Below are 20,420 nucleotides of genomic sequence, written 5' to 3'. Positions count from 1 at the left end.
TGGCACATGGCTAATAAGACAGCACCGCTCTTGCCCGCGACTTCCAGACTGCTTTCCGAGTTTGGCGAGCGCCTGAAGCTGGCCCGCCTGCGCCGTAAACTGACGGCCAAACAGGTCGCAGAACGATCAGGCATGTCGCTGACAACCCTGCGCTCACTGGAGTCTGGTGGCTCGGGAGTAACCATCGGTGCCTATCTATCAGTCATGCAGGTACTCGGGCTGGAAAAGGATCTGAATAAACTGGCCGAGGCCGATGAGATGGGGCGCCGATTGCAGGACGCGCAATTGCTGCCTGGATCAACCCCCCAACGAGTACGCGGAACATCCAGGATCAAGAAGTCGCCTCTGGTCGGCGAAAAGAGCACAAGAGTGGAGGAAGACAGCGCCTACATCGCCAGCCTGACGGAAGATTTTCCCCTCAACACCCACTCGCTTTCAGAACTGTTGAACAAGAAAAAAAGCGGCTCCAAAACAGGTGAAGAATGACGCGAATTGCGGTTTATGCAGATTGGGAATCCTTGAATGGCGCAAGACGCCTCGGATTCCTGCATGTCAGAAAGGCCCGTGCTAACGAAGTGTTCGAGTTTGAGTACGATCCAGCCGCACTGGCCGATCCTGAACTGAACTTCATGAAGCTCGATCCCCGTATCAACTTTTTCGAAGGACACCAATTCCCCGGCGGGCACCAAACCCAGTTCGGTGTATTCGCAGACTCAAGCCCTGATCGCTGGGGACGCTTGCTGATGAAGCGGCGGCAGGAACGCGACATTCGGGACGGCTTGATGCCAAAAGGCAGCAAACTGTACGAATCCGATTATCTGCTGGGCGTACATGACCTCTTTCGCGTAGGAGGTCTGCGCTACAAGCTCAATGATGAGGGCAGCTTCCTCGATGACCGCGACGGCTTGGCAGCGCCACCCTTTTTAGAGCTGCGCGCATTAGAGCAGGCAAGCCGCGCGCTGGAAAACGACCCGGACAACACGGCACTGGAAGGACGCGAGTGGCTAAGAATGCTGATCGCACCCGGTGGCTCTTTGGGTGGCGCCAGACCCAAAGCCAGCGTTGCAGACCAACACGGTCATCTGTGGATTGCCAAGTTTCCAAGCATTCGAGATGACTACGACGTCGGTGCCTGGGAAATGGTGGTGAATGCTCTCGCCAAAAATTGTGGCTTGAGAGTCGCAACCGCCACCGCCCAGCGCTATGCGAGCCAGCATCACTGCTTCATGGTTAAACGCTTTGACCGAAGCAGATCCGGTGGCCGCTTCCACTTCGCCTCCGCCATGACCATGACCGACCGCGTCGACGGTGACGATGCCTCGAATGGCGCCAGCTACATCGAACTGGCTCGAGCGATCATTGAACACGGCTCAGAAGTCGACACCGACCTGCGCGAGCTATGGTCGCGAATTGTCTTCAATATTCTCGTTTCAAACACCGACGACCATCTGCGTAACCACGGATTCCTTCTCGACCCTGGTCGCGGGTGGCGGTTGTCCGAGGCTTACGACATTAATCCCGTGGCGAATGCGGATGGGTTGAAACTGAACATCACGGACTTTGATAACGCCTTGGATCTGGAATTGGCTAGAGAAGTGGCAGAGTTTTTTCGAGTCAGCCGGGAAAATACAGAAAATATCATCGAACGGTTTCGGGCCGTTGTTAGTCAGTGGCAAACCATCGCTGGGGTTCTGCGCCTGTCTAAGCGTGAGCAGGACAGCATGGAGCCGGCGTTTCGGGATTCTGGCCGACAGTAACACTCATGGCCAAGCAAGTAACTTGCAGCTCAGATGGCTTTTTAACACTTCGAAAAAAGCCACCTCATCAACCTAGTGAACTAATTGGTTGGCACACTGGCGATCTGATGGCTATGATCTAATCTTCCTCTAAAGCGATAAAATCCAATACAGAGGAATGAGTAATAGATACTTGGTGGAAAACGTTTTTGGGACCTTGAACAATCGGCAACCGGTAGACAGGGAGTAAAAAATGCCAAGAGCTAAAAAGAACAAAGAAAAACTTTCAATCTACTTGGCAAAAAACGACCATGCATCCGACATAGAGTTTGTAAAAGTTGAAAACTCAATCGCCCCAAAAACAGTAAAGCTTCCTACGGGATCCGCAACGCTTTATATAAAAAAGGAAGTCGATCCTCACCCCCCCCAAATGGGCAAGTTTCCTTTGCAAGGATCAAGAATTCTCACCAGAAATTTTTGGACAGGGAAATACCGTCGGCGCGCTATTAGTAATTCGAGTTCATGGGAAAATATTCTCTCTAGCTTTTGGCTCAGGCTACCACTTGATAATATCCGACAGCATTGAACGCGACTTTGGTCTTCGCGTAACCTTAAACTCTGTAAGTCCTGAAAAGCTCAGAAGCCTGGACAAGTCAAACTATGAAGACAATCCACTGAACTCGAGAAATCAGAGCCCTAAAAGCGTAGGAATCTTTGAGCTTGAAATAGACTCGGAGACGGATATGCTTTACGCGATAACTGGGGAGTCCATGGTCAGCATATTCGGGACTCAAATAACTGGCAGAGATGCTCTTGTCATATGCCCAGAAGTGACTCTTGATACATTATCAGACATCCTATTTGAAGCACTAGAACGCTTCAAAATGAAGCTTCCAGAAAACTTCGAATGGGTGGACAACATAAGTAAAATAAAAGACCCAGACGTTGCATTATTACTCGACATGGAGCTGGATGAGAGATTATCCGTCGATCAGCATCTTGATCATTTTTGGCTAGGTGAGCCAGAAATCGTAGATTGGGAGTATCAATCGGGGTACTCATTTGACCAGCATTACAAGGCGGCAATACATCCGACATTAGAAATTAAAGAACTCGCAAGGCATTTACAGACCAATAGTCAAGAGAAAATATGTACAAAAGCCTTGAAGAAACAACAAATTTTTATAGTTCACGAGGAACATCATAGCAATAAGTCATGGTCTGCATATCGCTGTCTTTACGCCGAAATAACATATGGCAGTGAACAATATATCCTTAGAAACGGGATATGGTACAGAGTAAATCAAGACTTCGTGAAACGCATAGACAACTACCTCAGTGAATTAACGCAGTATCAATACACCCTTCCAACTTACAACCATGAAAGGGAAGACGAATACAACAACTATGTCGTTGCAAACGACCCTAATTATGTACTGTTTGACAAAAAAACTATTGGACTTGGCGGAAAAAATGACAAAATCGAGTTTTGCGATATTTTAAGAAACTCTCGAGACTTAATTCACGTCAAATACTATAGAAGCTCGAGCACCCTAAGCCACTTATTCTCTCAAGGCTGCGTCGCTGCCGAAGCATTTGTTAGTGACAAAGAGTTCCGAAAAAGACTAAACAAAAAACTACCTGAAGAAATGAAGTTAGCTGATATAGACATTCGGCCAGAATCAAAAAAATTCTGCGTTGTATATGCCATTGCCGTAAACCGAGAGATACCGAAAAAGCTACCTTTTTTTTCAAAAGTAACGTTGAAAAATGCTTTCAGAACATTAAGGGCTTTAGACTTTGAGGTCAATCTTGCAAGAATCGAGGTAGATGCTGTTCTTGCCTGCAAGAAAAAACACAGGAAGAATAAATGAGGGCTTATATAAGAAAAAAAGCCGCCCTCAAGAGGCGGCTTTTCATTCACCAGAACTAAGTCTTACAACTTAGGACCCGCCGCCTTGATCGCGTCGCTCACTTCGAACTTTTTGAAGTTCTCGATGAACAGACCGGCCAGGGCCTTGGCCGCTTCGTCGTAGGCAGCTTTGTCAGCCCAGGTGTTGCGTGGGTTGAGCAGGTTGGTTTCAACGCCCGGTACGGCCAGTGGCACGTCGAGGTTGATGGTGTCCAGGTGCTCGGTGGCGGCACCGATCAGTGCGCCGCTCTGGATCGCGGCGATCACCGCACGGGTGGTCGGGATGTTGAAGCGTTTGCCGACGCCGTAGCCACCGCCGGTCCAGCCGGTGTTGACCAGGTAGACCTTGGAGCCGAAGCCGCGGATGCGCTTGATCAGCAACTCGGCGTATTCACCAGCCGGACGCGGGAAGAACGGTGCGCCGAAGCAGGTGGAGAAGGTCGACTTGATGCCGCTGCCCGAACCCATTTCAGTCGAGCCCACCAGCGCGGTGTAGCCGGACAGGAAGTGGTAGGCCGCTTGTTCTTCGTTGAGGATCGACACTGGCGGCAGGACGCCGGTCAGGTCGCAGGTCAGGAAGATCACCGCGTTTGGCTCGCCGCCCAGGTTCTTCGCGGAACGCTTGGCAACGTGCTCCAGCGGGTAGGCCGCGCGGCTGTTCTGGGTCAGGCTGACATCGGCGTAGTCGGCGTGCTTGGCGTCGTCGATGACCACGTTTTCCAGGACGGCGCCGTGCTTGATGGCTTTCCAGATGACCGGTTCGTTCTTCTCGGACAGGTCGATGCACTTGGCGTAGCAGCCGCCTTCGATGTTGAAGACAACGCCTTCGCCCCAGCCGTGTTCGTCGTCACCGATCAGGTAACGGCTTTCATCGGCCGACAGGGTGGTTTTACCAGTGCCCGACAGACCGAAGAACAGGGTCACATCGCCTTCTTCGCCGATGTTGGCAGCGCAGTGCATTGGCAGCACGTCAGCGGCCGGCAGCAGGAAGTTCTGCACGGAGAACATGGCTTTCTTCATCTCACCGGCGTAACGCATGCCGGCAATCAGCACTTTCTTCTGCGCGAAGTTGATGATCACGCAACCGTCGGAGTTGGTGCCGTCACGCTCAGGCACGCACTCGAAGTTGGCCACGTTGAGCACTTGCCACTCTTCACGACCGGCCGGGTTGTACTGGGCCGGGTTGATGAACAGGCAACGACCGAACAGGTTCTGCCAGGCAGTCTGGGTGGTCATTTTCACGGCCAGGTAGTGATCTTCAGCCGCACCTACATGCACGTGGGAAACAAAGTGCTCTTGCGCGTTGTTGAACGCCTCGACACGAGCCCACAGCGCGTCGAACTTGTCGGCCGGGAACTTGCGGTTGATCGGGCCCCAGGCGATAGCGGCCTGGGTGGAAGGCTCTTCAACGATGAAACGATCGACTGGCGAACGACCGGTACGGTGACCGGTGCGGACTACCAGAGCGCCGGTATCGGCAAGCTCGCCCTCACCGCGCTGCAGGGCTTCTTTAACCAGATCATCAACACTCAGATCGGTGTACACGGCGTTATTGGCTTGCGTCATGAGGTTCCCCGTCGGCCAGTGGCCGAGTGTGCTCCAAACGTTTTGTAGTAGAAAGTCGTGCACTACTACCGCGAAAAAAGTGGGCCGGATTATGCCAGAAAAGCCCAAAAAGAGTAGGGTCCTCCCGTCGTAACGGCGAAATTCCGTCGTTACGCAGTGAATTTACCTGCGCTGAACCGTTTTAGTGCCGGGTATCTGACGGCGTGTCGACGCCTGCGCCAGCGAACAATTGAGCAATATCGGCCGAGTCGAACAGGTAACGCTGGTTGCAGAACTGGCAATCGATCTCGACTTCGCCACCGCGTTCGGCCACCAGTGCCTGCGCGTCTTCCAGACCCAGGCTGACCAGCGCATTACCCGAGCGCTCCCGCGAGCAGCTGCAGCGGAAGCGCAGGTTTTGCACATCGAACAAACGCACCTGCTCTTCGTGGTAGAGACGATGCAGAACGGTTTCGTTGTCCAGGCTGAGCAATTCATCGGCGTTCAGGGTGCTGGCCAGCGCGGTGATGTGCTGCCAGCTGGCGGCGCGCTCTTCTTCGTCTTTCAGACGGTCGGCCGGCAGTTGCTGCAGCAGCATGCCGCGGGCACGACGGCCGTCGGCGAACAGCTTGAAGCGGGTGCCAACCTGCTGAGACATGACGAAATAATTGGTGAAGCATTCCGACAGGGTTTCACCGTCGAGATCGACGATACCCTGGTAACGCTGGCCGATCGTCGGGTCGACGGTCAGGGTCAGGTCACCGCCCGGCATCAGGTCGGCAAGGGTCGCATCCGGGGCGATCTGCTCGGCGTTATAACGCGCCAGACCACGGATCTCGCGCTCGCTGGAGCATTCGATCATCAGCAGCGGAATCGGGCCTTCGGAGCGCGCCTGCAGAATCAGCAAGCCGTCGAATTTCAGGGTGCCCACCAGCAACGAGGCCGCCGCCATCAATTCGCCCAGCAATTGCGCGACCGGCTCCGGGTACGGGTGCTTGGCGAGGACTTCGGCGTAGCTGCGCTCAAGCGCAACCAGTTCGCCGCGTGTGTCGCTGTCATCGAAGATGAAACGTTGGGTGAAATCGGTATCCGCTAGGTCGGTCATAATTTTGGGTATCTGAATGTGGTGACAAAATGGTTACAAGACGTGAAAATTTGCGCTTCTTGGCACCCTTTTTGGTGCCAGCGCTAAGCCATGGGAGGCATTTTATGAACAATCCGGGTTTGTTCCAATCAAGGTGGAACCTCGGCCGGCTGGTTCTGTGTAACGTAGTGCCCTTGGCGCTACTGGCTTTCTGGTTATGGCCTACGGGCCAAATGCTGTGTGTGATTTTCGACGAGTGGCTGTTCCGCTCACTCAATGCACCACTGGCCAGCAACCCCATATGGCTCCACATCTGGGCAATTGCAAGTCTGCGCCCGTTCGACATCATCGTCGGACTGATCCTGCTGACGCTGCTGATCAAGGGCGACTGGGTGTTCAAGGCGATTGATGTGCGTCGCGCCTTCTTCGGATTTTTCTCGATCCTGCTGTTGATGGTGGTGATTCGCGCGCTGTTTTCCAAATTCGCCGACTACATGGACTGGCAGCACAGCAGCCCGTCGATGGTGCTGGAAGGCGCGGTGCACCTGAGTGATTACTTCCCGCACCTGGAAAAAGCCTGGGAGCTGAAGGATCGCTCGAGCCAGAGCTTCCCCGGTGACCACGCTTCGGTGTTGCTGATCTGGGCACTGTTCATGGGCGTGTTCAGCCGTACTGTTGGTCAGTTCCTGACCGTCTGGGGCCTGGCACTGCTGTTCATGCTGCCGCGTCTGGTGGCCGGCGCGCACTGGGGCCAGGACGATTACATCGGCGGCATGCTGCTGGCGGTATGGGCGTTGGGCTGGGGTTACTACACACCATTCGCTTATCACGCCGCCAACTTCTGGCTGAAGGTGACTGCGCCGGTTTTCAATCTGCTGGGCAAGCTGCCGGTGGTTTCGCGGATGAGTGTGGTGTCTGCCGCGAACTGACAGTTGTGTGAAGACCTGTGGCGAGGGAGCTTGCTCCCGCTCGGCTGCGTAGCAGTCGCTTTACCCGTCGATGCAGTTGTATTTTGAAATACGTGCTCGCCTGTACAGGGCGTCCTTCGGCCGCCAGCGGGAGCAAGCTCCCTCGCCACAAGTGTGTTCGTCGCACACTACTCGTGGCTGCTGCCACGAAATTTGAACAGATCCCGCCGTTGCTTCTTGCTCGGTTTGCCATCAGTGCTCACGCCCAGCGCCCCGGCCTTACGCATCGCCGCTGCCGCTTCACGTTTGGCAATACTCGCCTCGGTCTCGGAATACAGCGTCTGCGCCTCGGGTGCGCCGCGACGCACGATCGACAAGGCGTCGACCCTCACCGTGCGCTCTTCAAAACCGGTACGAATCTCGAATTCATCGCCAATGCGTGGCTCTTTGCCAGGCTTGCAGCGCTCCCCTCGGCAGTGCACCTTGCCACTTTCGATGGCTGCTTTGGCCAGCGCCCGGGTTTTATAAAAGCGCGCCGCCCACAACCACTTGTCGAGCCGGACCTTGTCGTCCTCTTCGCTTTTTTGTGCCATGGAATTTCCTCATTCTGAAATATTGATGAACTGTACTACCGTTTCTGTCGTGCCATGAATGACGCCGCCGCGGATTACAATGCGCACCAGCCGACACCCGCTTGAGGCGTCGGCGATCCGGGCCATAGAAATCTGTCGCCTTTTAACCCTTATTCTGCGTGAATACCGCGAACCCGGCCCTTGCGGGCTGAGCGGTTGCCACGGTTGAGCATTTTTTTGAAGACATTTGACCATTTGACCGTTGTCGGTCTGCGCGAGTGGGTGGCGCTCCCGGATCTGGGAGTCGCGGGCCTGCGGGCGAAAATCGACACCGGCGCCAGCACCTCCAGCCTGCACGCCACCGACATTGAACCGTTCGAACGCGATGGCGAGAAGTGGGTGCGTTTCACCGCGCATCTGGGCACGGTGGTGCAGTTGCGTCATCGGCGTTGCGAAGCACCGCTGGTGACGCGCAAAACCATCAAAAGCTCCAACGGCCAGGCGCAGGTGCGCTATGTGATCAGCACCACCCTGGCCCTCGGTGATCGGGTCTGGCACGTCGAGTTTACCCTCGCCTGCCGCAAGTCCATGCGCTATCGCCTGTTGCTCGGGTCCAAAGCCTTGATCGACGGCCAGCTGGTGGTCAATCCGGGCATCAAATATGTACAAGACAAGCCGGTGTTCCCGGTATCTACCTCCTCCACAGGTGTTGCATGAAGATCGCTGTGCTGTCGCGGAATCCGCGTCTGTATTCCACCCGTCGCCTGGTCGAAGCCGGCACCGAGCGCGGGCATGAAATGGTCGTGATCGACACCTTGCGCGCCTACATGAACATTGCCAGCCACAAGCCGCAAATCCACTACCGCGGCAAACCGCTGGAAGGCTTCGACGCGGTGATTCCGCGAATCGGTGCATCGGTGACGTTTTATGGCTGCGCGGTGTTGCGCCAGTTCGAAATGATGGGGGTGTTTCCGCTCAACGAGTCGGTGGCCATTGCCCGCTCCCGGGACAAATTGCGTTCGCTGCAACTGCTGTCGCGTCGCGGCATCGGCCTGCCGGTCACCGGCTTCGCTCACTCGCCGGACGACATTCCCGACCTGATCGACATGGTCAACGGCGCGCCGCTGGTGATCAAGGTGCTGGAAGGCACTCAAGGCATCGGTGTGGTGCTGTGCGAAACCGCAACCGCAGCCGAATCGGTGATCGAGGCGTTCATGGGCCTGAAGCAGAACATCATGGTTCAGGAATACATCAAGGAAGCCGGCGGTGCGGATATCCGCTGCTTCGTGGTCGGCGACAAGGTGATCGCAGCCATGAAACGTCAGGCCAAACCGGGCGAGTTCCGCTCCAACCTGCACCGTGGCGGCAGCGCCAGCCTGATCAAGATCACCCCGGAGGAACGCATGACTGCGTTGCGTGCGGCCAAGGTCATGGGCCTGGCGGTGGCGGGCGTGGATATTTTGCGCTCGAACCACGGGCCGCTGGTGATGGAAGTGAACTCGTCGCCGGGCCTGGAAGGCATCGAGACCACCACCGGCAAGAACGTGGCGGGGATCATCATCGAACACCTCGAGAAGAATGGCGGGCCGAACATGACCCGCACCAAGGGCAAGGGTTAAAAGCAAAAGATCGCCGCTTTCGGCAGCGCCTGCATGGGAATCCGTACCCTGCAGGCGCTGCCGAAGGCAGCGATCTTTTTCAACGGTTAAACAGCATCCCGCGGCAACATCAACCCCAACGGCAACCTTACCCGCGCTTCCAGCCCGCCACCGGAACGGTTGCGCAACTCGACATTGCCGCCATGCATCGAAGCAATCCGCTTCACAATCGCCAGACCCAACCCGGTACCTTTGCCACCCCGGGCACGGTCGCCACGGGTGAACGGGTTGAAGATCGCCTCAAGCTCTGACGGATCAATCCCCGCGCCACGGTCCATCACGCTCAACACCACGTACGGCGCGCTGGTATCGCCAGACACATAAGCCGCGACCTCGACGCCACTGCCGGCATGGTTCAGGGCGTTGCCGATCAGGTTGTTCAGCAGGCGTTTCATCGACACCCGGCGCAGTGGAAACGGCTGGATCGGTTCCAGTCGCAGGCGCACTTTCTCTTCGCTCTGGTTATAGGGTGCGGCCACCTCACGCACCAGATCGCTCAGGTCCACTTCTTCCACCGACTCGTCACGACCGTCACGAATGAACGCGAGAAACTGGTCGAGAATCGCGTCCATGTCTTCGATGTCGCGGACCATGTCGTCGGTCAGGTCATTGCGGTCGCCCATCAGCTCCAGCGACAGCCGCAAACGGGTCAGCGGCGTGCGCAAATCATGGGAGACCCCCGCCAGCATCAGCTCGCGCTCGCGACCGGCCTGTTCGACGTCTTCGGCCATCTGGTTGAAGGCGCGGTACACCTCGGTCATCTCGCTCGGTGTGTCGCTGATCGGCAGACGTACGCTGCGGCCCTGACCCAGTTGTCGGGCGGCGTACACCAGACGCTTCAAAGGCTGGTTGAGCTGGCTGACGAAAATCCACGCCGAGGCGGTGGACAGCAAGCCGATGGCGAGGAACCAGCCAAGCACGTTCCAGATTTTCTGGCCGCGCAATGGATGCGGGTACAGCGGCACTTTCAGCCAGCCATCGCCCAGGCTCGGTGCACGCACCCACAGCGCCGGCGGCGAGTGCATGCGCAAACGCACTTCGGTATCGGCGCCCAGCTCCGCCTGCATCTGCCGCTGATAAATTTCACTGTACGGCCAGTGCTGTTCGCCCTCCGGCACACCGGCGCCGACCACCCGGATCAGCGTCGCGGCATCGGCGATCTTCGCGCGGTTTTCTTCATCGGCCGCCCAATAGGCACGCAGCGTCAGGGCGACGCCGTGGCTGTATTGGCGATCCACCAGCACGTCCTCGTTCATCAACAGATAAACCAGGGTCAGCGCCTTGGAAAACAGCACGACGATGAGCACCAGCCAAAGGGTGCGGGAGAAAAAACTTTGGGGGAACCAGACGGGGGTTTTCATCGATAACCGTTACACACTTGCAGGAGCGAGCCATGCTCGCATATTGCGGATTGCGAGTCTGCGCAGAGGGTCGATCAACCCGATCTGCGCAGACCCGCTCCTACAAATCGCCGATCACTTGGTGGCGGCGCCATCCGGCACGAACACGTAGCCCACGCCCCAGACCGTCTGGATGTAGCGCGGTTTCGACGGATCCGGTTCGATCATCCGGCGCAGACGGGAAATCTGCACATCGATGGAACGCTCCAGGGCATCCCACTCGCGACCACGGGCCAGGTTCATCAGTTTGTCGCGGGTCAGCGGCTGACGCGCGTTCATCACCAGCGCCTTGAGCACCGCAAACTCACCGGTGGTGAGCATGTGCACTTCATCGCCACGTTTCAGTTCGCGGGTCGCCAGCGACAGCACGTAATCACCGAAGGTGACATTTTCGTCTTCGCTGCCCGGCGCGCCCGGCACCGGTGCGGCCTGACGACGCAGAACCGCTTTGACCCGAGCCATCAGCTCGTCCGGGTTGAACGGCTTGGCCAGGTAGTCATCGGCGCCCAGTTCCAGGCCCTTGATGCGGCTCATCTCATCGCCCTTGGCGGTGAGCATGATGATCGGAATCTGATTGTTCGCCGCCCGCAGGCGACGGCATGCGGTCAGGCCGTCTTCGCCCGGCAGCATCAGGTCGAGGACCACCAGGTTGAACACTTCACGCGACAGCAGGCGGTCCATTTGCTCGGTGTTCGGTACGGCACGGGCGCGGTAGCCCTTGCTGACGAAAAAGCGTTCCAGCAGGCTGCTCAGCCCCGGATCGTCGTCAACAATAAGAATTTTTTCGCCTTCAGCATTGTTTGCAGTGCTGCTCATTGGATGCTCCTTTTAGCTCGGCGCGCATTATGGCGTAGCTGCCGTTATACGCACCGTGTGCATTGTTAGCAGATTTTTCCTTCACTGCCAGAAAACCGGGGTTTATGCCTACAGACTGCTACACCCCCGAATGACAGAACGCTGGTTATAATGCGCGGCGTTTTGTGCCAGGCAACGTCTGAATCGTTACCGCAGGTGGCCGGGCTTTTTTCGCGGTGGCCGCAGTAATTGTTCGATTTCACGGGTCAATGGGGAGCCTTTTGACCCAGGCAGCGGCAATTTTCTAGCCGCTCAACCAGACTCCGGGCCTTTATTTCCGTGCCTGCGAGCCTGCTTTCACACTATGTCAGGTGGTTTTATGGACAGCATCAACAGCCGCATCGCCGAGGAACTCGGCGTACGCCCGCAACAGGTCGAAGCGGCCGTCGCGCTACTCGATGAAGGCTCTACCGTTCCCTTCATCGCCCGTTACCGGAAAGAAGTCACCGGCAGCCTCGATGACACCCAGCTGCGTCATCTGGAAGAGCGTCTGCGCTACCTGCGAGAACTCGACGAACGGCGCATCAGCATCCTCGCCAGCATCCAGGAGCAGGGCAAACTCACCCCCGCCCTCGAGCGCGACATCAAACTCGCCGACACCAAGACCCGCCTCGAAGACTTGTACCTGCCGTACAAGCAGAAGCGCCGCACCAAGGGCCAGATTGCCCTGGAAGCCGGCCTCGGCGAGCTGGCCGACGGCCTGTTCAACGACCCGAATCTGTCGCCAGAAACCGAAGCCGCACGCTTCGTCGACGCCGAGAAAGGCGTAGCCGACGTGAAAGCTGCGCTGGAAGGCGCCAAGTACATCCTGATGGAGCGCTTCGCCGAAGACGCCAGTCTGCTGGAGAAGCTGCGTAACTTCCTCAAGCAGGAAGCGACCATCAGCGCCCGCGTGATCGCTGGCAAGGAAGAAGAAGGCGCCAAGTTCCGCGACTACTTCGAACACGACGAGCCGCTGAAAAGCATGCCGTCGCACCGCGCACTCGCGATTTTCCGTGGCCGCAACGAAGGCATCCTCAGCTCCGCACTGAAAGTCGGCGACGAACTGCCGGGCACCATGCACCCGTGCGAAGGCATGATCGGCCAGCAATTCGGCATCCAGAACCAGAACCGTCCGGCCGACAAATGGCTCGGTGAAGTGGTGCGCTGGACCTGGAAGGTCAAGCTCTACACGCACCTGGAAACCGACCTGCTCGGCGAGCTGCGCGACGGTGCCGAAACCGAGGCAATCAACGTCTTCGCCCACAACCTGCATGATCTGCTGCTGGCGGCGCCGGCCGGCCCGCGTGCGACCCTGGGCCTTGACCCGGGCCTGCGTACCGGCTGCAAGGTCGCGGTGGTGGACTCCACCGGCAAGCTGCTCGATCACGCCACGGTTTATCCGCATGTGCCGCACAACAAGTGGGATCAGACCATCGCGATCCTGGCCGCCCTGTGCGCCAAGCACTCGGTTGATCTGATCGCCATCGGCAACGGCACCGCCAGCCGCGAAACCGACAAACTGGCGATCGAGCTGATCAAAAAATACCCGGCGATGAAGATGACCAAGGTCATGGTCTCCGAGGCCGGCGCCTCGGTGTACTCGGCATCGGAACTGGCAGCCAAGGAATTCCCGGATCTGGACGTGTCGATCCGTGGTGCGGTGTCGATTGCCCGTCGCTTGCAGGATCCACTGGCCGAGTTGGTGAAGATCGATCCGAAATCCATCGGTGTCGGCCAGTACCAGCACGACGTGTCGCAGCTGAAGCTGGCGCGCGGTCTGGATGCGGTGGTCGAGGACTGCGTGAACGCCGTCGGTGTCGATGTGAACACCGCCTCGGTGGCCTTGCTGGCGCGGATCTCCGGCCTCAACGCGACCCTGGCGCAGAACATCGTTGCCCACCGTGACGAGCACGGCGCCTTCAAGACCCGTGCGGCGCTGAAGAAAGTTGCGCGTCTGGGCGAGAAAACCTTCGAACAGGCCGCAGGCTTCCTGCGCGTGATGAACGGCGACAACCCGCTGGATTCTTCCGCTGTTCACCCGGAAGCCTATCCGCTGGTGCAGCGCATTGCCGCTGAAACCGACCGTGACATTCGCTCGCTGATCGGCGACGCCGCATTCCTCAAGCGTCTGGATCCGAAGAAATTCACCGACGAAACCTTCGGTCTGCCCACCGTCACCGACATCCTGCAAGAACTGGAAAAACCCGGCCGCGACCCGCGTCCGGAGTTCAAGACTGCCGAGTTCCAGGAAGGCGTCGAAGACCTCAAAGACCTGCAACTGGGGATGATCCTCGAAGGCGTCGTGACCAACGTGACCGCGTTTGGCGCGTTCGTCGACATCGGCGTGCATCAGGACGGTCTGGTGCACATCTCGGCGCTGTCGGAGAAGTTCATCAAGGACCCACGCGAAGCGGTGAAGGCCGGTGACGTGGTGAAAGTGAAGGTCATGGAAGTCGACATCCCGCGCAAACGCGTCGGCCTGTCGATGCGCATGAGTGATACCCCGGGCGAGAAGATCGACGGTGCCCGCGGTTCGCGTCCAGGCTCGGCACCGCGCCAGTCGTCGAACAACGCGCCGCGCAAGGAAACAGCCACAGCCGCTCCGGTGAACAACGCCATGGCTTCGCTGTTCGCTAACGCCAAGCAGTTGAAGAAACGCTGATGGAGATTCCGGCCGGGCTCGTCGAGAGCGCGTTTTTCCAGCTGTTGGGCTGCCGCCTGCACAGCCTGGAAACCGGGGTGGCGCAAGTCGCCCTGGTGCTGGAACCGCAACTGCGCAATCGCGGCGGCAAATTGCACGGTGGCGCGCTGTTCAGTCTGGTGGATATCGCCATGGGGCTGGCCTGTTCCAGCACCCACGGCTTCGACCAGCAGAGCGCGACCATCGAGTGCAAGATCAACTACATCCGCGCCGTATCCGACGGCGAGGTGCTGTGCACGGCGCGGGTGATCCACCCGGGCCGCCGCACGCTGGTGGTCGAGGCCGACGTGATGCAGGGCGACAAACTGGTCGCAAAAGCGCAAGGCACGTTCGCTGTCCTGTAGATGTTGTTCATCATTTTGAGTTAATTTCGGCGCAATGAATCCTGTAGGAGCTGCCGCAGGCTGCGATCTTTTGATCTTGCTATTGAAAAACAAAATCAAAAGATCGCAGCCTGCGGCAGCTCCTACAGTTTATGTGTGTGGCTGACCGGCTAGAAAACCAGGCGAAAACGCCAGTTTCAACTTCACCCTTGTAGACCGTCCTGCCCACCCCCATATTGGGGCGACTGACGCGTGAAGGAATCCAAATTGAGCGAACTTCTCAACCGCCGCCTGGCTCTGCTCGGCGAGCGCGCCAACCTCTCTCTGCTCGAACAGTGCCTCCACGGTATCGAACGTGAATGCCTGCGCGTGACCAGTGAAGGTCGTCTGGCGCAAACGCCGCACCCGGAAGCCTTGGGTTCCGCGCTGACCAATGAACAGATCACCACCGACTATTCCGAGTCGCTGCTGGAATTCATCACCCCCGCCCTGCCCGATCCGGCCGATACGCTGGCGAGCCTGGACAAGATTCATCGCTTTGCCTACAGCAAGCTCGGCAACGAGTACCTGTGGAGTCCATCGATGCCGTGCCCGTTGCCGGCCGAGGAAGATATCCCGATTGCCTATTACGGCACCTCCAACATCGGTCAGCTCAAGTACGTCTACCGCAAAGGCCTGGCCCTGCGGTACGGCAAGACCATGCAGTGCATCGCCGGGATTCACTACAACTTTTCCCTGCCGGAAAAGCTCTGGCCGCTGCTGCGCGAAGCCGAAGGTTTCGTCGGCACCGACCGCGATTTCCAGTCGTCGTCCTACATCGCGCTGATCCGCAACTTCCGCCGCTACAGCTGGCTGCTGATGTACCTGTTCGGTGCTTCGCCAGCGCTGGATGCGGGCTTCCTGCGCGGCCGTTCGCATCAGTTGGAACAACTGGATGCGGACACCCTGTACCTGCCGTACGCCACCAGCCTGCGCATGAGCGACCTCGGTTACCAGAGCAACGCCCAGGCCGGCCTGACGCCGTGCTACAACGATCTGGCGAGCTACACCGACAGCCTGCGCAAGGCTGTGGCCACGCCGTATCCGCCATATGTGGAAGTCGGCACGCACCAGGATGGAGAGTGGGTTCAGCTCAACACCAACATCCTGCAGATCGAAAACGAGTACTACTCCAACATCCGCCCGAAACGCGTGACCTACACCGGCGAGCGGCCAATCCAGGCACTGATGGCCCGTGGCATTCAGTACGTCGAAGTGCGTTGCCTGGACATCAACCCGTTCCTCCCGATGGGCATCGACGTCACCGAGTCGCGCTTCCTCGACGCGTTCCTGCTGTACTGCGCGCTGAACGACAGTCCGCTGCTGACCAACACTTCGTGCGGCAACGCCACCTCGAACTTCCTCAGCGTGGTCAAGGAAGGCCGGCGTCCGGGGCTGCAATTGCAGCGTGACGGTGAAGCGGTCGAGCTGAAGGTCTGGGCAGCCGAGCTGCTGGAAAAAATCGCACCGCTGGCGGCGTTGCTTGATCAAAGCCACGGCGGCGACGCGCATAGCAAGGCGCTGGATGCGCAACTGGCCAAAGTCAGCGACCCGTCCCTGACCCCGTCGGCGCAGGTGCTGGCCGCGATGGCCGAGCACAAGGAAAGCTTTGCGCAATTCTCCCTGCGTCAGAGCCAGGCCCACGCCGAGTTCTTCCGCCGCGAGCCGTTGACGGCGGATGAGCAGGCGAAGTTTGAGGAACTGGCGCGTTCGTCGCTGGCGCAACAGGCGGAGCTTGAACAGAACGAGGTGGGCGATTTCGATGTGTTTGTCGGGTCGTATCAGGCGAGCATTCTGGCGATCAGCAACTAAGCGCCGCCTTTGAAAAGATCGCAGCCTGCGGCAGCTCCTACAGGGTGTACGCCTATCCCATGTAGGAGCTGCCGCAGGCTGCGATCTTTTGATCTTTAGATTTTTCCGCTCATAAGCTAAGTCTAAAAAGTTATTTATTTTTAGTTTCTTAGATCATTTAGTCTCCTTTCACACCGATCGTCGGTCGCCTGATTTGGAGCACTCCCCATGAAACTGAATTTCCCGCTTCGCCTGCTGGCCGTGGCCTCTCTGGCTGCTGCGAGCTTTCTGGCGCAGGCCGCCGACCTCACCGTCGCTTACCAGACCACCGTCGACCCGGCGAAAGTCGCCCAGGCCGATGGCACCTACGAGAAAGCCACCAAAGCCGACATCAGCTGGCGCAAGTTCGACAACGGCGCCGACATCATCGCCGCCATTGCTTCCGGTGATGTGCAGATCGGCTACCTCGGTTCCAGCCCGTTGACCGCTGCGATCACCCGCAAAGTCCCGGTGGAAACTTTCCTCATCGCCACCCAGATCGGCGCCGCTGAAGCACTGGTCGCTCGCGACGGTTCCGGGATCAAGACCCCGCAGGATCTGGTCGGCAAGAAAATCGCCGTGCCGTTCGTGTCCACCGGACACTACAGCCTGCTCGCGGCGTTGAAACACTGGAACATCGATCCGTCGAAAGTCACCGTGCTCAACCTCGCCCCGCCAGCGATCATCGCCGCATGGAAACGCGGTGATATCGACGCCACTTACGTGTGGGATCCGGCCCTCGGTGTGGCCAAGGAAAACGGCAAAGTGTTGATCACTTCTGGTGAACTGGCCAAGTTTGGCGCGCCGACCTTCGATGCCTGGATCGTGCGCAAAGACTTCGCCGAGAAGCACCCGGAAATCGTCACCGCATTCGCCAAGGTCACCCTCGACGCCTACGCCGATTACCGCAAGGATCCCAAAGCCTGGCTCGCCGACCAGTCCCACGTCGACAAGCTGGTGAAGCTCTCCGGCGCCAAGGCCAGCGACATTCCATTGCTGCTGCAAGGCAACGTCTACCCGCTGGCGGCTGATCAAGTGAACAGCCTCGGCGCGCCGACCACCCAAGCCATCACCGACACCGCCGCGTTCCTCAAGGAGCAAGGCAAGGTCGAAGCCGTACTGCCGGACTACGCGCCGTACGTCAGCGCCAAATACATCACTAACTGATCGGGAGTTCACTGCGATGGCCTTGCTACAGCTGGAGCGCATCAGCGCACAGTACCCGGGCAGCCCGGAACCGGTGCTGGCGGACATTTCCCTGACCCTCGGGCCTCAGCAATTGCTGGTCGCCCTCGGCCCGTCCGGCAGTGGCAAGACCTCGCTGTTGAACCTGATTGCCGGCTTCGTCGAACCCAGCGCCGGGCGCATCACCCTCGACGGCGTGCCGGTCAAAGGCCCGAGCGCCGAACGTGGTGTGGTGTTCCAGGATGACGCGCTGCTGCCCTGGCAGGATGTGTTGGCCAACGTCGCGTTCGGTCTGGAACTGGCTGGTATCGCCAAGGACAAGCGCGAAAAGATCGCCCGGGAAATGCTCGCGCTGGTTGATCTCTCAGGGTTCGAAAGCCGTCGTATCTGGCAACTCTCCGGCGGCCAGAAACAGCGCGTCGGCCTGGCCCGCGCCCTCGCCGCCAACCCGCGCGTGCTGCTGATGGACGAGCCCTTCGGCGCCCTCGATGCGTTCACCCGCGAGCAGATGCAGGAGCTGTTGCTGCAAGTCTGGCAGCGCACTGCAAAACCGGTGTTCCTGATTACCCACGACATCGAAGAAGCGGTATTCCTCGCCACTGACCTGATTCTGCTGGCGCCGAATCCGGGGCAGATCGTCGAGCGTCTGCCTCTGGATTTCGGCCAGCGCTACGCCGCCGGTGAGTCGGCGAGAGCGATCAAATCCGACCCGCGTTTTATCGAAACCCGCGAGCACGTGTTGAGCAGAGTGTTCTCGCAACGCAGCGCCGTGCAACGGCAGGAGCGCGCATGAGCAGTTACGACGTTTCCGCCCCCGCAGTGAAAACCCCGTCGGTAGCGATTCCAGTCCGGCGCAGCCTCAGCACCCGCTGGATCAGCTTGCTGACCCTGTTCGCCTTGCTGGTGATCTGGTGGGCCGTGACTGCCACCGGTTTGATCGAACCGCTGTTTCTGCCACCACCGTCCGCCGTGTTGCAAAAAGGCTGGTTGCTGGCGACCACTGGTTACATGGATTCGACCCTGTGGCAGCACCTGGGCGCGAGCCTGAGCCGCATCGGTCTGGGTCTGGGTTTTGCGATTCTGACCGCAGTGCCGGTGGGCATCGCCATCGGCGCCAACCGTATTGCCCGTGGTGTGCTTGATCCGTTGATCGAGTTCTACCGGCCGATTCCGCCACTGGCGTATCTGCCGCTGATCGTGATCTGGTGCGGTATCGGCGAGTTGTCGAAAGTGCTGCTGATCTACCTGGCGATTTTCGCCCCGATTGCCATTGCCACCGCGACCGGCGTGCGCACCGTTGACCCGGCGAAATTGCGCGCTGCTCAGTCGCTCGGTGCGACCCGCGCACAGTTGATCCGCCACGTGATTTTGCCCAGCGCCCTGCCAGATATTCTGACCGGTGTGCGCATCGGTCTGGGCGTTGGCTGGTCGACCCTGGTCGCTGCCGAACTGATCGCCGCCACCAGCGGTCTGGGCTTCATGGTGCAGTCGGCTGCGCAATTTCTGGTCACCGATGTGGTGGTGCTGGGGATTCTGGTGATCGCCCTGATTGCCTTCGCCATGGAAATGGGCCTGCGCGCCCTGCAGCGCAAACTGGTGCCGTGGCACGGCCAAACCCACTAAAGCATTTGTGAATCCTCCTGTGTAGGAGCTGCCGCAGGCTGCGATCTTTTGATCTGCTTTTAAAAAACAAATCAAAAGATCGCAGCCTGCGGCAGCTCCTACAGGGGCGCGGTTACCCGGAATTGAAGAGAACCATCATGAGCAGCCTGACCATCACCCCCTTAAGTTCGGCCCTCGGCGCGCAGATCAGCGGCGTCGACGTCAGCCAGCCGTTGAACCTGGAACAGCGCAATGCCATCGAGCAGGCGCTGCTCAAGTACCAGGTGCTGTTCTTTCGCAACCAGCCGATTGAGCCTTCGCAACAGGCGCGTTTCGCGGCGTACTTTGGCGACCTGCACATCCATCCGATCTATCCGAACGTGCCAGAGCAGCCCGAGGTGCTGATCCTCGACACCGCCGTCACCGACGTGCGCGACAACGCGATCTGGCACACCGACGTGACCTTCCTGCCAACGCCGGCAATGGGCGCGGTGCTCAGCGCCAAGCTGCTGCCGGAGTTCGGTGGCGATACGTTGTGGGCCAGCGGGATTGCCGCGTACGAAGCGCTTTCGGCGCCGATGAAAACCCTGCTCGAAGGGCTGACTGCGACCCACGATTTCACCCGCTCGTTTCCGCTGGAGCGCTACGGCAACACGCCGGAGGCGTTGGCACAGTGGGAAGAGGCACGACGCAAGAACCCACCGTTGTCACACCCGGTGATCCGCACGCACCCGGTAAGCGGTCGCCGTTCGTTGTTCGTCAACGAAGGCTTCACCTCAAAGATCAACGAACTGTCGGACACCGAAAGCGAGGCGATTCTGAAATTCCTGTTCGCCCACGCAACGCGGCCTGAATTCACCATTCGCTGGCGCTGGCAGCAGGACGACATCGCGTTCTGGGATAACCGCGTGACCCAGCATTACGCGGTGGATGATTACCGTCCGGCGCGGCGGGTGATGCAACGGGCGACGGTGTTGGGGGATGTGCCGTTCTTCAAATGAGGCCCGATTTCCTCATTGCCTGAACTGGCCCCTTCGCGGGCAAGCCCGCTCCCACAGGTACAGCACCGTTCACAGACTTTGTGTACG

General features: G+C 58.6%; 19 protein-coding genes. 14 read left to right on the top strand and 5 right to left on the bottom strand.

The genetic code is table 11. From position 1 onward, the window contains the following. Positions 1-6 precede the first annotated feature (6 nt). The 4 genes from AC193Q_RS21650 to AC193Q_RS21635 all read left to right on the top strand — a co-directional run bounded on the left by AC193Q_RS21650 (position 7) and on the right by AC193Q_RS21635 (position 3,610). Positions 7-486 (top strand): helix-turn-helix domain-containing protein, encoded by a 480-nt coding sequence (locus tag AC193Q_RS21650; RefSeq protein ID WP_239778541.1) that lies wholly within the window; start codon positions 7-9, stop codon positions 484-486. Then, positions 483-1,757 (top strand): type II toxin-antitoxin system HipA family toxin, encoded by a 1,275-nt coding sequence (locus tag AC193Q_RS21645; protein WP_239778540.1) that lies wholly within the window; start codon positions 483-485, stop codon positions 1,755-1,757. The genes AC193Q_RS21650 and AC193Q_RS21645 overlap by 4 nt, the downstream gene beginning before the upstream one ends. Positions 1,758-1,989: 232 nt before the next feature. Then, positions 1,990-2,322 carry a hypothetical protein gene (locus tag AC193Q_RS21640; RefSeq protein WP_483878762.1) on the top strand — a complete coding sequence of 111 codons (333 nt, stop codon included), beginning with the start codon at positions 1,990-1,992 and terminating at the stop codon, positions 2,320-2,322. After that, complete coding sequence (locus AC193Q_RS21635) at positions 2,210-3,610, top strand: TIGR04141 family sporadically distributed protein (RefSeq protein ID WP_483879641.1); 1,401 nt, start codon at positions 2,210-2,212, stop codon at positions 3,608-3,610. The genes AC193Q_RS21640 and AC193Q_RS21635 overlap by 113 nt, the downstream gene beginning before the upstream one ends. A gap of 62 nt (positions 3,611-3,672) precedes the next feature. On the opposite strand, the gene AC193Q_RS21630 is transcribed toward AC193Q_RS21635, so the two are convergent. Beyond that, the gene (locus AC193Q_RS21630) at positions 3,673-5,214 is read right to left on the bottom strand and encodes a phosphoenolpyruvate carboxykinase (protein ID WP_041071255.1); all 1,542 of its coding nucleotides are present in this window, start codon (positions 5,212-5,214) and stop codon (positions 3,673-3,675) included. A gap of 181 nt (positions 5,215-5,395) precedes the next feature. Next, a complete protein-coding gene (gene hslO / locus AC193Q_RS21625; protein WP_483878761.1) occupies positions 5,396-6,298 on the bottom strand; it encodes an Hsp33 family molecular chaperone HslO in 903 nt (300 codons plus the stop codon). 104 nt (positions 6,299-6,402) lie between these two features. Between hslO and AC193Q_RS21620 the strand changes: the two genes are divergently transcribed. Further along, entirely contained in the window at positions 6,403-7,206 is an 804-nt protein-coding gene (locus AC193Q_RS21620; protein ID WP_047290816.1) for a phosphatase PAP2 family protein, read from the top strand. A gap of 167 nt (positions 7,207-7,373) precedes the next feature. Here AC193Q_RS21620 and AC193Q_RS21615 read toward each other — a convergent pair whose 3' ends face one another. Beyond that, on the bottom strand, positions 7,374-7,778 hold the full coding sequence (locus AC193Q_RS21615) for an RNA-binding S4 domain-containing protein (protein ID WP_047290815.1): 405 nt from the start codon (positions 7,776-7,778) through the stop codon (positions 7,374-7,376). Positions 7,779-7,994: 216 nt separating this feature from the next. Here AC193Q_RS21615 and rimB point away from each other — a divergent pair, with 216 nt between their 5' ends. After that, a complete protein-coding gene (gene rimB / locus AC193Q_RS21610) occupies positions 7,995-8,474 on the top strand; it encodes a retropepsin-like aspartic endopeptidase RimB (RefSeq protein ID WP_121183115.1) in 480 nt (159 codons plus the stop codon). Then, a complete protein-coding gene (rimK, locus tag AC193Q_RS21605) occupies positions 8,471-9,376 on the top strand; it encodes a 30S ribosomal protein S6--L-glutamate ligase (protein ID WP_007949201.1) in 906 nt (301 codons plus the stop codon). The genes rimB and rimK overlap by 4 nt, the downstream gene beginning before the upstream one ends. An 86-nt stretch (positions 9,377-9,462) precedes the next feature. Here the strand turns inward: rimK and AC193Q_RS21600 are convergent, their stop codons facing one another. Both AC193Q_RS21600 and ompR read right to left on the bottom strand, forming a co-directional pair. Next, positions 9,463-10,776, bottom strand: coding sequence for an ATP-binding protein (locus AC193Q_RS21600; protein ID WP_027611205.1), 1,314 nt, complete (start codon positions 10,774-10,776; stop codon positions 9,463-9,465). A gap of 114 nt (positions 10,777-10,890) precedes the next feature. Then, positions 10,891-11,631 (bottom strand): osmolarity response regulator transcription factor OmpR, encoded by a 741-nt coding sequence (gene ompR, locus AC193Q_RS21595; protein ID WP_007964700.1) that lies wholly within the window; start codon positions 11,629-11,631, stop codon positions 10,891-10,893. A 358-nt stretch (positions 11,632-11,989) separates the two neighbouring features. Here ompR and AC193Q_RS21590 point away from each other — a divergent pair, with 358 nt between their 5' ends. The 7 genes from AC193Q_RS21590 (at position 11,990) to tauD (ending at position 20,333) form a co-directional block, all read left to right on the top strand. Beyond that, entirely contained in the window at positions 11,990-14,314 is a 2,325-nt protein-coding gene (locus AC193Q_RS21590; RefSeq protein ID WP_086793978.1) for a Tex family protein, read from the top strand. Continuing rightward, positions 14,314-14,697, top strand: coding sequence for a PaaI family thioesterase (locus tag AC193Q_RS21585; RefSeq protein WP_052912698.1), 384 nt, complete (start codon positions 14,314-14,316; stop codon positions 14,695-14,697). Before AC193Q_RS21590 ends, AC193Q_RS21585 begins: the two co-directional genes overlap by 1 nt. A gap of 246 nt (positions 14,698-14,943) precedes the next feature. Continuing rightward, on the top strand, positions 14,944-16,527 hold the full coding sequence (gshA, locus tag AC193Q_RS21580; protein WP_121183112.1) for a glutamate--cysteine ligase: 1,584 nt from the start codon (positions 14,944-14,946) through the stop codon (positions 16,525-16,527). Between the two features lie 207 nt (positions 16,528-16,734). Beyond that, complete coding sequence (gene tauA, locus AC193Q_RS21575) at positions 16,735-17,712, top strand: taurine ABC transporter substrate-binding protein (RefSeq protein ID WP_121183110.1); 978 nt, start codon at positions 16,735-16,737, stop codon at positions 17,710-17,712. 16 nt (positions 17,713-17,728) lie between these two features. After that, a complete protein-coding gene (tauB, locus tag AC193Q_RS21570) occupies positions 17,729-18,523 on the top strand; it encodes a taurine ABC transporter ATP-binding subunit (protein WP_121183108.1) in 795 nt (264 codons plus the stop codon). Further along, a complete protein-coding gene (gene tauC / locus AC193Q_RS21565) occupies positions 18,520-19,353 on the top strand; it encodes a taurine ABC transporter permease TauC (protein ID WP_121183106.1) in 834 nt (277 codons plus the stop codon). The genes tauB and tauC overlap by 4 nt, the downstream gene beginning before the upstream one ends. A gap of 137 nt (positions 19,354-19,490) precedes the next feature. Continuing rightward, entirely contained in the window at positions 19,491-20,333 is an 843-nt protein-coding gene (gene tauD, locus AC193Q_RS21560) for a taurine dioxygenase (RefSeq protein ID WP_121183104.1), read from the top strand. Positions 20,334-20,420: the final 87 nt, after the last annotated feature.

The sequence above is a fragment of the Pseudomonas sp. F2 genome (genome assembly GCF_057174385.1).
This window is presented reverse-complemented; position numbering and strand designations above follow the sequence as displayed.

Excerpts from the sequence above, each read along its gene's own strand:
- AC193Q_RS21650 (WP_239778541.1), top strand. The coding sequence starts at position 7 with ATGGCTAATAAGACAGCACCGCTCTTGCCCGCGACTTCCAGACTGCTT.
- AC193Q_RS21645 (WP_239778540.1), top strand. The coding sequence starts at position 483 with ATGACGCGAATTGCGGTTTATGCAGATTGGGAATCCTTGAATGGCGCA.
- AC193Q_RS21640 (WP_483878762.1), top strand. The coding sequence starts at position 1,990 with ATGCCAAGAGCTAAAAAGAACAAAGAAAAACTTTCAATCTACTTGGCA.
- AC193Q_RS21630 (WP_041071255.1), bottom strand. The coding sequence starts at position 5,214 with ATGACGCAAGCCAATAACGCCGTGTACACCGATCTGAGTGTTGATGAT.
- hslO (WP_483878761.1), bottom strand. The coding sequence starts at position 6,298 with ATGACCGACCTAGCGGATACCGATTTCACCCAACGTTTCATCTTCGAT.
- AC193Q_RS21620 (WP_047290816.1), top strand. The coding sequence starts at position 6,403 with ATGAACAATCCGGGTTTGTTCCAATCAAGGTGGAACCTCGGCCGGCTG.
- AC193Q_RS21615 (WP_047290815.1), bottom strand. The coding sequence starts at position 7,778 with ATGGCACAAAAAAGCGAAGAGGACGACAAGGTCCGGCTCGACAAGTGG.
- rimK (WP_007949201.1), top strand. The coding sequence starts at position 8,471 with ATGAAGATCGCTGTGCTGTCGCGGAATCCGCGTCTGTATTCCACCCGT.
- AC193Q_RS21600 (WP_027611205.1), bottom strand. The coding sequence starts at position 10,776 with ATGAAAACCCCCGTCTGGTTCCCCCAAAGTTTTTTCTCCCGCACCCTT.
- ompR (WP_007964700.1), bottom strand. The coding sequence starts at position 11,631 with ATGAGCAGCACTGCAAACAATGCTGAAGGCGAAAAAATTCTTATTGTT.
- AC193Q_RS21590 (WP_086793978.1), top strand. The coding sequence starts at position 11,990 with ATGGACAGCATCAACAGCCGCATCGCCGAGGAACTCGGCGTACGCCCG.
- AC193Q_RS21585 (WP_052912698.1), top strand. The coding sequence starts at position 14,314 with ATGGAGATTCCGGCCGGGCTCGTCGAGAGCGCGTTTTTCCAGCTGTTG.
- tauA (WP_121183110.1), top strand. The coding sequence starts at position 16,735 with ATGAAACTGAATTTCCCGCTTCGCCTGCTGGCCGTGGCCTCTCTGGCT.
- tauB (WP_121183108.1), top strand. The coding sequence starts at position 17,729 with ATGGCCTTGCTACAGCTGGAGCGCATCAGCGCACAGTACCCGGGCAGC.
- tauC (WP_121183106.1), top strand. The coding sequence starts at position 18,520 with ATGAGCAGTTACGACGTTTCCGCCCCCGCAGTGAAAACCCCGTCGGTA.
- tauD (WP_121183104.1), top strand. The coding sequence starts at position 19,491 with ATGAGCAGCCTGACCATCACCCCCTTAAGTTCGGCCCTCGGCGCGCAG.